15 protein-coding genes are annotated in these 15,136 nt (G+C 66.0%); 2 read left to right on the top strand and 13 right to left on the bottom strand.

All coding sequences use genetic code 11. The annotated features are described in order from the left end of the window. Position 1: 1 nt before the first annotated feature. The 6 genes from A8950_RS02425 to A8950_RS02400 all read right to left on the bottom strand — a co-directional run bounded on the left by A8950_RS02425 (position 2) and on the right by A8950_RS02400 (position 6,344). Entirely contained in the window at positions 2–673 is a 672-nt protein-coding gene (locus A8950_RS02425) for an N-acetylmuramoyl-L-alanine amidase (RefSeq protein ID WP_133612027.1), read from the bottom strand. 2 nt (positions 674–675) lie between these two features. After that, a complete protein-coding gene (locus tag A8950_RS02420; protein ID WP_133612026.1) occupies positions 676–1,560 on the bottom strand; it encodes a DMT family transporter in 885 nt (294 codons plus the stop codon). Beyond that, positions 1,557–2,441: a DMT family transporter gene (locus A8950_RS02415; protein ID WP_133612025.1), complete on the bottom strand. Its 885-nt coding sequence runs from the start codon at positions 2,439–2,441 to the stop codon at positions 1,557–1,559. Before A8950_RS02415 ends, A8950_RS02420 begins: the two co-directional genes overlap by 4 nt. A 14-nt stretch (positions 2,442–2,455) precedes the next feature. Beyond that, entirely contained in the window at positions 2,456–3,715 is a 1,260-nt protein-coding gene (locus tag A8950_RS02410) for an MFS transporter (protein ID WP_133612024.1), read from the bottom strand. A gap of 219 nt (positions 3,716–3,934) precedes the next feature. Next, positions 3,935–5,347, bottom strand: a complete 1,413-nt coding sequence (locus A8950_RS02405) for an ammonium transporter (RefSeq protein WP_133612023.1) — start codon at positions 5,345–5,347, stop codon at positions 3,935–3,937. A 184-nt stretch (positions 5,348–5,531) separates the two neighbouring features. Then, positions 5,532–6,344 (bottom strand): alpha/beta fold hydrolase, encoded by an 813-nt coding sequence (locus A8950_RS02400; protein WP_133612022.1) that lies wholly within the window; start codon positions 6,342–6,344, stop codon positions 5,532–5,534. A 142-nt stretch (positions 6,345–6,486) separates the two neighbouring features. On the opposite strand from A8950_RS02400, the gene A8950_RS02395 reads away from it, so the two are divergent. Continuing rightward, entirely contained in the window at positions 6,487–7,005 is a 519-nt protein-coding gene (locus A8950_RS02395) for a GNAT family N-acetyltransferase (RefSeq protein WP_133612021.1), read from the top strand. A gap of 16 nt (positions 7,006–7,021) precedes the next feature. Here A8950_RS02395 and A8950_RS02390 read toward each other — a convergent pair whose 3' ends face one another. After that, complete coding sequence (locus tag A8950_RS02390) at positions 7,022–7,630, bottom strand: FMN-dependent NADH-azoreductase (protein ID WP_133612020.1); 609 nt, start codon at positions 7,628–7,630, stop codon at positions 7,022–7,024. A gap of 134 nt (positions 7,631–7,764) precedes the next feature. On the opposite strand from A8950_RS02390, the gene A8950_RS02385 reads away from it, so the two are divergent. Continuing rightward, on the top strand, positions 7,765–8,667 hold the full coding sequence (locus tag A8950_RS02385) for a LysR family transcriptional regulator (RefSeq protein ID WP_133612019.1): 903 nt from the start codon (positions 7,765–7,767) through the stop codon (positions 8,665–8,667). Positions 8,668–8,675: 8 nt separating this feature from the next. On the opposite strand, the gene A8950_RS02380 is transcribed toward A8950_RS02385, so the two are convergent. The 6 genes from A8950_RS02380 to A8950_RS02355 all read right to left on the bottom strand — a co-directional run bounded on the left by A8950_RS02380 (position 8,676) and on the right by A8950_RS02355 (position 15,100). Then, a complete protein-coding gene (locus A8950_RS02380; RefSeq protein ID WP_133612018.1) occupies positions 8,676–9,077 on the bottom strand; it encodes a rhodanese-like domain-containing protein in 402 nt (133 codons plus the stop codon). An 87-nt stretch (positions 9,078–9,164) separates the two neighbouring features. Next, a complete protein-coding gene (locus A8950_RS02375; protein ID WP_133612017.1) occupies positions 9,165–9,527 on the bottom strand; it encodes a VOC family protein in 363 nt (120 codons plus the stop codon). Positions 9,528–9,552: 25 nt separating this feature from the next. Beyond that, positions 9,553–10,419, bottom strand: coding sequence for an AraC family transcriptional regulator (locus tag A8950_RS02370; RefSeq protein ID WP_133612016.1), 867 nt, complete (start codon positions 10,417–10,419; stop codon positions 9,553–9,555). A gap of 105 nt (positions 10,420–10,524) precedes the next feature. Continuing rightward, a complete protein-coding gene (locus tag A8950_RS02365) occupies positions 10,525–11,064 on the bottom strand; it encodes an MOSC domain-containing protein (protein WP_133612015.1) in 540 nt (179 codons plus the stop codon). 4 nt (positions 11,065–11,068) lie between these two features. Further along, positions 11,069–12,188 (bottom strand): peptide chain release factor 2 gene (prfB, locus tag A8950_RS02360; protein ID WP_133612014.1). Its coding sequence is split into 2 segments (ribosomal slippage): positions 11,069–12,118 and positions 12,120–12,188, totalling 1,119 coding nucleotides; the frame shifts between segments, so codons are not numbered across the junction. 92 nt (positions 12,189–12,280) lie between these two features. Beyond that, complete coding sequence (locus A8950_RS02355) at positions 12,281–15,100, bottom strand: penicillin-binding protein 1A (RefSeq protein ID WP_133612013.1); 2,820 nt, start codon at positions 15,098–15,100, stop codon at positions 12,281–12,283. Positions 15,101–15,136: the final 36 nt, after the last annotated feature.

Here is a 15,136-nt window from a genome sequence, read left to right as displayed (position 1 = left end):
GTCAGGAAACCATTGCGAGAAGGCCGTTGAGCAAGGCCGCCATCTCCGCATCCGGTACCGTTGCCAGTTCGCCCGGGCGGAAGTGGCGGCAAAAGGCGCGGGCGGCGGCGGCCTCGTCCTCGACACCATAGCCGTATTCGGCGAGACGCGCGAAGAATTCCGACCGCTCCCAGGTCGCGGCACGAGGCACCGGCCAAAGTCCAACACCTGCCGCTGCCATTCCCCGCCAGTCGAACAACTCGCCCGGATCCTCCTTGCGCGCGGGCGCCACGTCGCTGTGGCCGATCACGTTGCGCGGCGGGATGCGATGGCGCGAGAGGATGGCGCGCGAAAGCGCCAGCACCGCCTGCATTTGCGCCGGCGGAAACAGGCGATAGCCCCATTCATGGCCGGGATTGACGACCTCGATCCCGATCGAGCGGGCATTGGTATTGGTGTGGCCGCGCCAGGCGGAAACACCGGCATGCCAGGCGCGCCGCTCCTCGGCCACCAGGTGGAAGATGCGGCCATCCTCCTCGACGACGTAGTGCGCACTGACCTTCGCCGCCGGGTCGCGCAGGCGCTGGATCGCCTCCTCGCCCGTTTTCATGCCGGTATAATGCAGCAGCAGGATGTCGACCTGTTGCCCGTCGCGGCTGTCGTGATTTGGCGAGGGTGCGTCGATCAGATCCATGGTCAGATACCGGTCTTGGTCGAGGGTGCCACCACCGCCGGACGGCGGATGACGACGATGGCGACGCCGGCCATGGTGGCGATGCCGCCCAGCACCATCTGCCAGGTGACCACCTCATTGAGGATCAGGTGGCCGGAGATGACGCCGATCATCGGGAGGAGCAGGGTGAACGGCATCACCTGGTTGACCGGATAGCGGCGCATCAGGTTGTACCAGATGATGTAGGAGAAGATGGCGACGATGATCGACTGGAAGAGAAGTGCCGCCCAGCCGGCCCAGGCGATGTCGAAGACATGGGGAAACTGGTTACCCTCGATCAGCAGGGAAAGCGCCAGCAATTGCGGCGCCGCCAGGATGGCGATGTAGCCGTTGAGTTGTACGGCATCGAATTCCTCGCCCAGCGCCTTCACCTGGACATTGCCGGTGGCCCAGACCAAGGCAGCACCGATTACGGCGACGAGCGGCCAGAGATTGCCATCGGCGAAGCGCGGCTCGCCGGCGATCAGCACGACGCCGGCAAAGGCCACGATCATGCCGAGGATGCGCCGCCAGCCCAGCGTCTCGCCGAAGAAGAAGGCGGCGAGGATCGCGGCGAACGGCACCTGGAGCTGCACCGCGATCGAGGAGGTGGCGGCATCGAGATAGCGCATGCCGAGGAAGATGAGGCCGAAATGCATCGCCCCCATGGTCATCGAGAGGGGTATGAGCTGCTTCAATTTCCGCCGCGGCAGGCCGACGAAAGGCAGCAGCAGCAGCGCCACCAGCGAAAAGCGGAGCGCCAGGAAAAAGAGCGATTCGAAATGGGCAAGGCCGATCTTGGCGGCGACGAAATTGACCCCCCAGATCAGTTGCACCAGCAGCATCAGCGCGAAATGCTGCGGCTTCATGCGCCTGATCCCGCCGGCTGCGCCACCGCCTGCGGGCGTCGCAGGATGATGATGGCGAGCCCGGCCATGGTGAGGGCGGCGCCGGCCACCATGCGCCAGTCCCAGCCCTCGCCGAGGAGAAGGACGGCGGTGGTGGCACCGAAGATGGGTTCCAGCAGGGTGAAGGGCATGACCGAGCTTACCGGGTAGCGGCGCATCATCGCGTACCAGATGCCATAGCACAGGGCGGTGACGATCAACACCTGATAGGCCATGGAGCCCCAGCCGGCGAGACCCGCCCCGGCGATGGCCTCGACCTGGCCGGTCTCGGTGGCCAGCGAGAGGGCCAGCATCATCGGCCCGGCAAAGAGCGCCACCCATGCATTGAGCTGCCAGCCGTCGAGATCGGCCGAGGCCTGCTTGATGAGGAGGTTCGAGGCGACCCAGGCGAGGGCGGCAGCAAAGATCAGTGTCGTGCCCAGCCCGCCGCCGGTGAATTCCGGCCGACCGACCAGTACGACGATACCGACGAAGGCGAGGGCCATGCCCGACCAGCGACGCCAGCCGATGCGGTCGCCGAACAGCAGGGCGGCAGCCAGGGCCGCCAGCGGCACCTGGATCTGGATGATGATCGAACTGGTGGCGGCATCGACCAGCCGGATGCCGTGGAACAGCGGCGCGAAATGGAGCACGCCCAGGACCAGGCCGAGGATCAGCAGGCGGCGCCAGTCGGCGCGCTTCGGCAATCCGACGAAGGGCACGATCAGCGCCGCCACCGCCAGCATGCGCAGCGCCACGAAGAACAGGGGCGGCCAGTCGGCGAGGCCCCATTTGACGACGGCGAAATTGGCTCCCCACAGCATCTGCGAGAAGACGAGAATGAGAATATGCTGTGGCGCCATGATGCTCCGGCAGATCAGGGGAGTGGCGACCGGCGCTGTGCGATGCGCCGCGCGGCGGCGATGCCGAGCTGGGGATGCAGTTGCCCGGCCATGGCCCAGCCGCCCAGCAGCATGAGACCCGCCGCCGCGAAGACGCCGGCCAGCGGCGAGACCAGCAGCACCAGCCAGGCCACACCCGGCGTCACTATGCCGGAGACGTCGCGGAAGGTGGAATAGACCGCTGACATCTCGGTCCGCTGCAGCGGCCGGACCGCCAGCAGGAAGGGGAGCCCGGCCGAGATGTCGAGCAGGATCAGGAAGACCGAACCCAGGAACAGCAGCACCAGCGCCAGCGGCGGCAGCAGGCTGGCGAAGGTCGCCAGGATGAAGGCAGCGCCTGCCGCCAGGAAGCCGAGGCGCACCGCGGCGCGCACGGCGCGGCGCTGCATCCAGCGCAGCATGATCGGGGTGGCGAAGAGCAGCGCGTTGGAGAGCGAGAGCATGGCGCCGGCCACCTTGTCGCCCAGACCCGATTCCACCGCGAAGATCGGCAGATAGACGACATAGACCCACCAGCCGCAGGATTTCAGCACCGCGAACAGCCAGCCAGCGATGAGGCGCGGCTGGCGGAAGAAGCGGCCGAGATAGGCCAAGGGATTGAGTGCGGGGCCGCGCGCCGGCGCGATCAGCTTGCCATTGCCAAGGCGCATCACCCAGAAGATGACGAGGAGGATGAGTGCTGCCACGAGCGACACCAGGAAGGGCGCCGGGCGCCAGATCTCCATGATCCAGACGCCCGCCACCGGGCCGAGGGTCCAGGCCATGGCGCTGTAGAACATGCGCAGCGATTCCGCCCGCACCAGCTCGCCCTTGGCGATGTAATCGAGCAGATAGGCGTTGAGGCAGATGAAGACGGTGACCGTCGCCACCGTGTTGCAGAGCAGGCCGAGGGCCACCAGCGGCCCGCCGAGAATGGCGAGGATATTGCCGGCGACGAAGAGCAGCGCCCCTGCGGTGAAGGCCCAGCGCCGCGGCACGATGCGGGTGAGTGCCGGCACCATCAGCCCGGCCAGCAGCGAAACGACTCCGATGCCGAAATAGATCTCGGATACCAGGCTGGTATCGGGAAAGGCGTGATACATCGAAAGCGGCATCACGGTGACCAGAATGCCGCGGATCACCGCCTCGACCCCGGCCAGCACGGCAAAGCCGCGCGCACCCGGGCCCCGCAGGCGGATGGCGGCCGCCTGACGCAGCCAGAGGGGAAACCAGGGCGGATTGGATCGTTCGAGCATGACTGCACCGGTGGCGCCCGATCCGGAGCGGAATCGGGGGGCGGCATCGCGGCCGCCAGCAACAGGTGGCATGCTTTAGCAGGAAGGCCGGGCCGGCGGAAAGGTGGTCCGGCGCGGAACCCGGAAACCGGGACGAAATAGGCAGGACCCGATAGTCAGGGTCCGATAGTCAGGGCCCGGCGGGCTGGATACCCGCCGGGCCCTGTCGGTTGGCGCTGGCTACTGGACCGCCTCGCCGTGGAGGGCCAGATCGGTGCCGTCGCGCTCGGCCTCTTCCGAGACACGGGCGCCGCCGGTGACGAGCGACGCGACCTTGAACAGGATCGCGGTGCCGATGCCGACGAAGACGATGGTGAAGCCGACGCCCATCAACTGCAGCATCAACTGGCCGCCATTGCCGTCCAGTACGCCGACCGGACCTTCCGCCCCGGTGATGAGGTTGGTGGCGAAGATGCCCGTGAGGATGGCACCCAGCGCACCGCCGACACCGTGGATGCCGAACACGTCGAGCGCATCGTCATAGCCCAGCGCCTTCTTGATGGTGGTCGAGGCGAAGAAGCAGACCACACCGGCGGCAAGGCCGATGATGAGGGCGGCACCCGGGGTGACGAAACCGGCGGCCGGCGTGATGCCGACGAGGCCGGCGACGATGCCGGAGATGATGCCAAGGATCGACGGCTTCTTGTGCACGATCCATTCGACCAGGGTCCAGGACACGCCGGCTGCAGCGGCGGCGATCTGCGTCACCACCATGGCCATGGCGGCATTGGCGCTGGCGGCCAGCGCCGAGCCGGCGTTGAAGCCGAACCAGCCCACCCACAGGAAGCCGACGCCGATCACCGAGAAGATCAGGTTGTGCGGCGGCATGGCGACCTTGCCATAACCGCGGCGCTTGCCGATCATGAGGGCGATGACGAGACCCGAGACGCCGGAGGCGATATGCACCACGGTGCCGCCGGCGAAATCGAGGATGCCGGCATTGAACATCCAGCCGGTGCCGGCCCAGACCATGTGGCAGAGCGGCGAATAGACCAGGATCGACCACAGGATGACGAAGACCAGCACGGTCGAGAACTTGACCCGGTCGGCGAAGGCACCGGTGATGAGTGCCGGAGTGATGATGGCGAAGGTCATCTGGAACAGCATGAAGATGCTCTCCGGGATGGCGCCCGACAGCGTGCCCACCTCAAGGCCGGACAGGAACACCTTGCTGAAATCGCCGAAATAGGCCGTGCCCTCGCCAAAGGCGATGGAATAGCCCACCACGAACCACACCACGGTAATGAAGCAGGCGCAGGCGACCGATTGCATCACCACGGTCAGCGTGAAGGTCTTGCGCACGAGGCCGCCATAGAACAGGGCGAGGCCCGGCACCGTCATGAAGAGGACGAGGGCGGTTGCCAGCATCATCCAGACATTGTCGGCCTTATCCAGGGTCGGCACCTCGTCCTGCGCCAGGGCGAGACCCGGCACCATCACGAATGCCATGGCCAACAGGCTGAAAAGCCCGCGCAGCAGGGATGACAGCCCCGCGCGCCCCGCCCCGGCATAGCCGATGAAACCCGACAGGCTGGAAAGCCCGGAAATCTTGAAATCGCGACCGTTTTCGGCCGATCCCCCTGTGGTACGCATGCGCCTCTCCTGAGTAACTGCTGCAATTTGCTGCAAAGCAGCGTGAGGAGAGCAAGGGGTGTGCCAAAGGTATGATTTATTGATTCAAAAGAGGTTTTGTTAAGGCGGCAAGGAAGCGATGATCAAAATATAATCACCAGCCTATTTTTTAGACATTTGGTGGTTTCACCTAGAACCAAGCCCCCTACCCCACAATCCTCTCGATCAGCGCGTTGATCTCGACATGCTTGTGGCCGTACCAGGAGCCGTGGCCCATGCCGGGGAGGTTGTGGAGCGTGGCGCCGGGGATGAGGCGGGCGACTTCCTCGCCATCCTGGGGCGGGGCCTCGACATCCTCCTCGAAGGCCAGCACATGCACCGGCACGCGGACCGATTTCAGCGCCTCGCGCTGGTCGAAGCGCAAGGATGCATCCCATTGCGGCACGAGTGATTCCTCGTTGGCATCGCTCTCCATCCACTCCAGCATCAGCGCTTTCAGCTTCGGCCAGAGTTCGCGATCGCCGAGGGCCCGCGCCGGATAGAGCATGGCGGCGTAATGGGCGACGGCCATCATGCCGTCGAGGCGGCCGCCCGCCTTGCGGAACTCGATCTCGGCCTCCTGATAGTCCCAGCCCCAGCCGGTCGACCAGGCGCCGGTCCCCATGAGGACGGCAACGCGAACCAATTCGGGATGATCGATGCAGAGCTGCTGGATGATGGCGGAGCCCAATGAACTCCCCACCACCGCGACCGGCCTGCCCCCGCAGGCATGGCGGATGAGATCGGCAAGGTCGGTCGCGAAATCCTCGATCGTCCAGGGCATCGGCAGGGTGCAGGTGGTGGCGCCGATGCCGCGATTGTCAAAGACCGTGCTACGGAACCGGTCTGCGAAATGCGGCGTCTGGAAGCGGTGCCAATCCTTGCCGGCCGTGCCGCCGCCACCCACCCAGACAATGTCGGGCCCCTGCCCCACCTGCTCGTACCAGATGCTGGCCTGGCTGCCCTGGAAGTGCGGCATGGGAAAAGCTCCGTCGCTGGCGGGAAATCTCGCCACTACAGCCTAGTCGCGAAGCTGTATACAGGTCAAGCGGCGCTGTCGCCGTAGGGCGGCACCGGCTATCTTGCCGCCCTTTCGCCACCGGCACGAGACGGATGCACAGATGACCGAGATCCCCATTCTGGAAACGCCGCGGCTGCGCCTGCGCGGCCATACGCGTGACGATTTTGCGGCGAGTGCGGCGATGTGGGGCGACCCGCGCGTGACGGCGCGGATCAGCGGCCGGCCCTTCACACCGGAGGAATGCTGGGCGCGGCTGCTGCGCTATGCCGGGCTCTGGGCGCTGATCGGCTTCGGCTATTGGGTGATAACGCGGAAGGCGGACGGCGCCTTTATCGGCGAAACCGGCTTTGCCCATTTCCGCCGCGCCATCCCCTCGCCCCATGCCGCCCTGCCGGAGGCGGGCTGGGTGATCGCACCCGATCACCAGGGCAAGGGCTATGCCAGCGAGGCGGTGGAAGCGATCACCGCCTGGGGCGACCGGCATTTCGGCGGATCGCAGACCTTCTGCATCATCGATCCCGACCACCCCGCCTCTATCCGCATCGCGGAGAAGACCGGCTATCGCTTCGCCGAGGCGACGACCTATCAGGAAAGTGCCGTCAGGCTCTATCTGCGGTGAGCGCCTGCGGCCGGCGTCACGCCGCGAGGGCGGCGATTTCGCCGGCGGCCTTGGCGAGCGACTGCGCCTTCTGTTCCGGGCTGATATTGACGCCCTCGGCCAGCACGAAATTCACCTCCGTGATGCCGAGGAAGGTGAACACCGCGCGGAGATGGCTTTCCTGGTGCTCGAAGGCATTCATGCCGGAATCGGGGCCATAGAAGCCGCCGCGGGTCAGGGCGACGAAGGCCTTCTTGCCCTTGAGCAGGCCTTCCGGGCCGTTTGCGGTGTAACGGAAGGTCTTGCCGGCAACGGCGATGCGGTCGATCCAGGCCTTCAGCTGGCTGCTGACCCCGAAATTATACATCGGTGCGCCGAGCACGATGACGTCGGCGCCGAGGATCTCCTCCAGCACCGCAGCACCGGCCTTCAGATCCGCCGCCACTTCGTCGCTCACCGCCTGGGGCCCCTGTGCCGCCGCCAGCACCGCGCCGGACAGATGCGGCAGCGGCTCGGCGCCGAGGTCGCGATAGGTCACGGCGGCAGCGGGATGGGCCGCCTTCAGGCGGGCGACGATGTCGGCCGATAGCCGGCGGCTCACCGAATGGCCACCCAGGATGCTGGAATCGACGTGCAGGATTTTCATGATGAAGCCGTCCTCTTGTTGAAATCCGGTTATTAACGGTTCGGGTGATTTCAACGTAGGAACGGTGCCAATCGGCGAAAAGTTGCGATTTTTTCGACTTAGTGTTCTATTTTCAGGACAATAAGGAAGCGGCCATGCAGGATCTCAACGAACTCGCCTCATTCGCGGCCGTGGCCCGCCATGGCGGGTTCGCCGCCGCCGCCCGCGCCCTCAAGGTGCCGAAATCGAAGCTCAGCCGGCATGTGGCGGCACTCGAGGCGCGGCTCGGCCTACGCCTCATCGAGCGCTCGACCCGGCGTTTCACGGTGACCGATCTGGGGCGCGAATATCTCGGCCATTGCGAGGCGATGCTGGCCGAGGCGGAGGCCGCGTCCGAGGTGGCGGCCCGCGGCCGGGGCGAACCGCGCGGCCGGGTTCGGATCAGCATGCCGCTCGGCATGTCGGCGGCACTGGCGCGGCACCTGCCCGATTTCCTTGCCCGCCACCCCAAGATCGAGTTGCAGATCGTCACCACCAACCGGCGCGTCGACCTGCTGGCCGAGCGGATCGATATCGCCATCCGCGTGCGCCCCAGCCTCGACAGCGACCAGACCCTGACCGTGCGCAGCTTCGGCCGCTCGACGCAGATGCTGGTGGCCTCACCCGGCCTCCTCGCCGATCTCGGCGAACCAGCGATCATCGCCGACCTCGCGCGCTTTCCGGCCATCGCCCATAGCGAGGAGCCGGGGGATCAGGGCTGGCGCCTGTTCGGCCCGGAGGGCAGCGAGGCGACGCATTATTTCAGGCCGCGCCTCGCCAGCCTGGATTTCCATGTCAACCTGTCGGCGGCGATTGCCGGCAGCGGCATCGCCCTGCTGCCGGACGAGGTCTGCGGCGGCGCCCTGCGGGCCGGCACCCTCACCCGCGTTCTGCCGGACTGGCATGGCGGAAGCGGCATCAAGCACCTGGTCTTCACCTCGCGCCGGCTGATGCTGCCGGCGGTTCGGGCCAGCATCGACTTTCTGCTGGATACCCTGCCCGACGGCGATGCCGCCTGAACGGGGGCTCAGGCGGGTTTTTCGACCGCCTCCACGGCGCCGCCGGCTTCGCGCCAGGCGGTAAAGCCGCCGCCGATATGGGCGACGCGGTCGAGCCCCATCTCCCGCGCTGTCTTCGCCGCCAAGGCCGAACGCCAGCCACTGGCACAGTAAAAAAGCAGGGTCCGATCCTCGGCGAGGACCGGCTTGTGATAGGGGCTCTCGGGGTCGAGCCAGAATTCCAGCATGCCGCGCGGACAATGGAAGGCGCCGGGGATCTTGCCCTCCCGCGCCAATTCGCGCGGGTCGCGCAGGTCGACGAAAAGCGTGGCGGCATCGCCGAGACGCTGCACCGCATCCGTCGCCGGCACCGTCTCAATCATGGCGTCGGCTTCGGCGAGAAGTTCCTTGATTCCCTTGGTGATCGGCATCGGGCGCTCCGGCGGAATGGTCCAGGGCCATCCTGCCGGAGCTGTTTCCAGGGTCAAGCCCGGCGGCTTACGCCCCGGGAGATTGCCTCAGCCCGCAAACACCGCCTCGACATTGTTGCCGTCGGGATCGATCAGGAAGGCGGCGTAATAGCTCGGGCTGTAATCGAGGCGGAGTCCCGCACCGCCATTGTCCCTGCCACCGGCCTTGAGGCCCGCCGCATGGAAGCGGTCGACCGCCTTGCGGTCGGGTGCGGCAAACGCGATATGGCTGCCGGGACCCTTGGCGCCCTTGCCGCGATAGAGCCAGAGCGACGAGGCTCCCTGCGGCCCCAATCCGGCGCCGTCGTCATCCTGCGAATTGACCACATGGCCCAATGGTGCCAGCACGGCCCTGTAGAAGGCGACACTCGCCGCCAGATCCTTCACGTGAATGCCGATATGATCGTACATGGTGACCTCCGGGATGCTGAGGTCGTCACCCTACAAAGCTGGGCGGCAGGGAATCTTGGAGGTTCTTGCGCGCATTGCGACCGAGGCGCCCCTGCGCCTGCTGGCGGAAGCGGCGGGGCGAGATTCTGGCCGCGCGATGGAAACTGCGCACGAAGTTGGAGAGATCGCCGAAGCCGACGTCATAGGCGATGTCGGTGATGGCGCGGTCGCTGCCCGCCAGCAGGCCGGCCGCAGCGCGCAGACGCGCCCCGATCAGGTATTGGTGCGGCGTCACCCCGGCGATGCGCGCGAACAGGCGCAGGAAATGGAAGGGACTGAGGCGGGCAACCTCGGCCACGCGCGCGAGATCGACTTCTTCCGTCGCGTGGGCCTCGATCCAGGCGGCGGCCTCCGTGATGCGGGCGCGATCCTGGGCGCGGGCGGTGACGGCGGGCCGCGCCTTCCCCGAAATGTGCCGCGCGATAGCGGCCGTGAACATCAGCCCGATCTCGTCGAATCCAAGTTCACTCTTCCCCTCGGCCACCGCCTCGGCCAGCGCGCCCAGCACCATGATGCCGCTCTGCGGCGCCAGGGCACCCGCCTGCCAGACGGCCTCGCTGCCGCCCACCATTTCGGCCAGTGCGGGCGAGAGGCGGAAGATCAGGCAGGCATCGCCGCATTCATGATGTTCGTGGGTGCAGATGTAATCGTCGCCGGGCTGGCCGAGCAGAACCGAGCCGGCGACCAAATCGAACAGGCGGCCGCGATAGCGATAGCCAAACGAGCCCTGGCGCACGAAGGCCATCGAGAAGCTGCCATGCGTCTCGGTATAGGGAATATCGGCGGGGCCCGCCTGGCACCGGAATTCGGCGACCCGGAGATCCGCCGTTTCGAAGATGGTTGTCGCGGTCATGCTGCATCGAGGTTAGGTGGCCCGGCATCCTGCCGCAAACGGAAATCGCCGGACTTGGCATTTCTTGCGCCCGCCATTCAGGCCGACTGCAAGCTGACCATGGAACTAGACCGGCGCCAGCGCCCGGTGCGGCCCCGCCGGCAAGGTCACCGTGATTTCGTCGCCCGGCCGGACATCGCCGCCCCGGATCACCACGGCCATGACGCCGGCCTTGCGGATGAGATTCCCGTCGAGATCGCGGTCGAGAACCGCCTGCATCAGCCCCGGCTGGAATCGGTCGATCTGGACGCAGGGGTTGCGCAGGCCGGTGATCTCGATCACCGCCTCGGTGCCGATCCCAATTCGCGTCGCCTCGGGCAAAGCGAGGAGGTCGATGCCCCGCGTCGTGATGTTCTCGCCCATCTCGCCGGGCTGCACGCGGAAGCCCTTGGCCTGGAGTTCGTCGAACAGCTCGGCCTGGATGAGGTGCACCTGGCGGAGATTGGGCTGGGTCGGGTCCTTGGCCACCCGGCTGCGGTGCTGCACCGTTTCGCCCATATGCGCATCGCCGGCCACCCCCTTCCCCATGACCAGCCGGATCTCGAAAGCCGGCTGCTTGGAGAAATGATGACCGACATCGCGGGCGACGGCGACCACCGCGGCCATGGCGTCAGTTCCCTTCCGCCTTGCCGCCATGGATCTTGGCGGCGAGCGAGGCCGAGAGGAAGAGATCGATATCGCCGTCGAGGACACCCTGGCTGTCGCTGGTCTCGGCGCCGGTGCGCAGATCCTTGATCATCTGATAGGGCTGCAGGACATAGGAGCGGATCTGGTGGCCCCAGCCGATATCGGTCTTGGAATCCTCGACCGCCTGGGCCGCCTCCTCGCGCTTCCGGAGTTCCAGCTCGTAAAGGCGCGCTTTCAGCATGTCCATCGCCATGGCGCGGTTGCGGTGCTGCGAGCGGTCGACCTGGCAGGAGACGACGACTCCGGTCGGGATATGGGTGATGCGGATGGCGCTGTCGGTCTTGTTGATGTGCTGGCCGCCCGCACCCGAGGCGCGGAAGGTGTCGACGCGCAGATCCTTGTCCAGAATCTCGACCTCGATATTATCGTCGACCACGGGATAGACCCAGACCGAGCTGAACGAGGTATGGCGCCTGGCATTGGAATCGAAGGGCGAGATGCGCACCAGGCGGTGGACACCGCTTTCCGATTTCAGCCAGCCATAGGCGTTGTGGCCCTTGATCTCGATGGTGGCGGATTTCAGGCCCGCCTCTTCACCCGGGCTTTCTTCCAGCCACTCGACCTTGTAGCCGTGCTGCTCGGCCCAGCGGGTATACATGCGCAGCAGGATCTGCGCCCAATCCTGCGCCTCGGTGCCGCCGGCACCGGCATGGACTTCGAGATAGCAGTCGTTCTGGTCGGCCTCGCCGGACAGCAGGCTTTCCAGCTCGCGCTGCGCCGCCTTGGCCTTCAAATCCCTGATGTTGCGCTCGGCCTCGTCGATCGAGGCTTCGTCGCCTTCCATCTCGCCCAGTTCGGCCAGCGTCAGCGCATCGTCAAGCTCGCGCTCCAGCGCCTTGTAGCCGTCGATGGAGTTCTGCAGATGGGTGCGCTCGCGCATCACCTTCTGGGCCTTTTCCGGCTTGTCCCAGAGGGTCGGGTCTTCCGAGAGGGCGTTCAGTTCGTCGAGACGACGCAGGGCGTTGTCCCAGTCAAAGATGCCTCCTCAGCAGGGCCAGGGAAGAACGGATCTCCCCCGCCGCCGCCTCGATTTCAGCGCGCATGATCTTACCTCGGTATCGTGATGCGATTTTCGCGGCGGAACATGCCGGTTGAGGCTGGCGCCGTCAACCCAAACGCCGGTCAGGCTGCGCCCCTAATACAGACCCGAATCGCCCCCGCCACTGGGCTGCGGCGGGATCAGGACCGGCGCCTGCTGCTGAACCGGATAGGGTTGCGGTTGGCCGGGGACCTGCTGCTGGCCCGGCTGCAATCCCGGTTGCTGGCCCAGTTGCTCGCCAGGCAACGTTTGGCCGGGCACGGCTTGGCCGGGCACGGCTTGGCCGGGTGCAACCAGGACCGGCGCCTGGCCCTGGACCGGATATTGCGGCTGCTGGCCAAAGACCGGCTGCTGCGGCTGGCCGCCCTGATAGACGCCGGTGGAATCGATGATCGTCGTCCCGCCATCGCTGTAGCCGCCATAGATGTTGTTGCCGTAGCCCAGCGGGATGACGCTGCCATAGCCGGCGTCCTGGCCGTAATTGGCATAGCCTTCGATGATCTGCTGCTGGCCGGTCGGCTCGGTGCCGGGCTTGAATGCCTCCCAGATGGCGATGCCCTCGTCGCCCGGCTGCCAGCGCTCGCCGGTCTTCTCGTTGACCTTGACGAGGCGAACGCCCGGCGGCACGCGGAAAGGTGTCGCCGGCTTCTCGGCCAGTGCCTCGATCATGAAGTCGCGGAAGATCGGCGCCGACAAACGGCCGCCCGTTGCCTTCGGCCCCAGGCTGCGCGGCTGGTCGAAGCCGAGATAGACGCCGGCCACGAGGTCGGGCGAGAAACCGACGAACCAGACATCACGGCCGTCATTGGTGGTGCCGGTCTTGCCGGCCAGGGGCTTGCCCACCTGCTTGACGGCACTGGCCGTGCCGCGCTGCACGACGCCTTCCAGCATCGAGACCATCTGATAGGCATTGGCGGGATCCAGCACCTGCTCGCGCGTATCGGGCAGTTGCGGCGGGGCCGAGCCGTCATAGCTCGACAACTGGCAGCCGTCGCATTGCCGCTCGTCATGGCGATAGATGGTCCAGCCCTGGGCGTCCTGCACGCGGTCGATGAAGGTCGGCGTTACCTTCTTGCCGCCGTTGACGATTTCGGCATAGGCGCGGACCATGCGCAGCGCCGTGGTCTCCTGGGCGCCAAGCGACATGGCCAGCGTCTGGTACATCCGGTCGACCACGCCGAGGCGCTCGGCCACTTCGGCCACTTTCGCCATGCCGATGGTCTGCGCCATGCGGATGGTCATCAGATTCCTGGATTTCTGCAGGCCCTGGCGCATGGTGGCGGGGCCGAGGAAGTTCTTCTCGAAATTCTCCGGCTCCCACAGCGGCAGGCCGGGGCCCTGGTTGATCGAGATGGGTGCGTCGAGAATGATGGTGGAGGGCGTGTAGCCGGCCTCGAGCGCCGCCAGATAGACGATCGGCTTGAAGCTGGAACCCGGCTGGCGCTGCGCCTGGGTCGCCCGGTTGAATTCGCTCTGCTTGTAGGACCAGCCACCGCTCATGGCGAGGACGCGGCCGGTATGCGGGTCCATAGCGATGAGCGCGCCGGAAATCTCGGGGATCTGGCGCAGCAGGAAAAGCGGCCGACCGGCCGCCTGCATCTGCGGGGCGATCGCCGCGTCAGTCGTCAGTTCCTCGACCTGGTCGGCCTTGTCCTCTTCCGAGACCTTGGCCTCGACGGCGATGACGTTGCCGACCTCCAGCACATCGCCGACGCTCTTCACCTGCGGCCCCAGGCGGCCTTCCTTGTCGCGCTTGCGCGCCCAGGCCAGGTCCTCAAGCTGAATGAGGCCCTCGCTGCCGTCGGCAAAACCAATCAAGGCCTCGCCGGCCGATACCTCCAGCACCATGGCCGCGCGCCATTGATCGAGCCAGGGGATGGCACCCAGCGTCTCCAGCTGTTTCTTCCAGTCGTCGAGATTGTCGGTACGGGCGAGCGGCCCGCGCCAGCCCTGGGTGCGGTCATAGGAGACGAGATGCTTGTGCAGGATGCGATCGGCAATCTCCTGCAGCCTCGGCTCGATCGTCGATTTTACGGTGAGACCCTTCTTGTAGAGCCCGTCCTCGCCGAAGCGCTGCACCAGTTCGCGCCGCACCTCCTCGGCGAAGTAATCCGCTTCGAAGCGTTCCTCGCGGCTCCTCTTGCGCTGCTCAAGCGCCGTCGCCCGCGCCTCATCGGCCTCCTGCGGCGTGATATGGCCATCCTCCAGCATGCGGCTGATGACCCAGTCGCGGCGGATCTTCGCGGCCTCGGGGTAGCGTGTGATGGAATAGTTGTTGGGCGCCTTCGGCAGGGCGGCGAGATAGGCGGCCTCCGCGATGCTGAGTTCGTCCAGCGACTTGTTGAAATAATTGAGTGCCGCCGCGGCGACGCCGTAATTGCCGGCGCCGAGATAGATCTGGTTGAGATAGAGTTCCAGGATGCGGTTCTTCGAGAAGGCCTTCTCGATGCGCAGCGCCAGGATCGCTTCCTTGATCTTGCGCTCGATCGAGCGCTCGTTGGTGAGCAGGAAGTTCTTGGTCACCTGCTGCGTGATGGTCGAGGCGCCGACCATGCGCTGATCGGTGCCGTAGTTCTTGATGTTGACGAAGACGGCGTTGATCAAGCCCGGTATGTCGATGCCGGAATGACTGTAGAACGACTTGTCCTCGGCGGCGAGGAAGGCATTGATGACGCGCTTCGGAATGGCCGAGATCGGCACGAAAACCCGGTTCTCGACGGCGTACTCCGCCAGCAGGCGCCCGTCGCCGGCATAAATGCGGGTGGTTACCGGCGGATCATAGGCCGCGAGCTGATAGTAATCGGGCAGCCCTTGCGAGTAATGCTCGTAGACCAGCCAGGCGCCGATCGCGCCGATGGCCGCGGAGACGGCGGCGAGACCGGCGAAAAAGGACAGGATGCGCGACAAGAGTTTCATGACCAAACTTTTCACATTGCTGCCGCCCGATTGGTC

Origin of the sequence: Dongia mobilis (assembly GCF_004363235.1) — a bacterium.
GTDB classification, from domain to species: Bacteria; Pseudomonadota; Alphaproteobacteria; order Dongiales; family Dongiaceae; genus Dongia; species Dongia mobilis.
The sequence above is the reverse complement of the archived record's forward strand: the minus strand, read 5'-3'. Positions and strand labels throughout refer to the sequence as shown.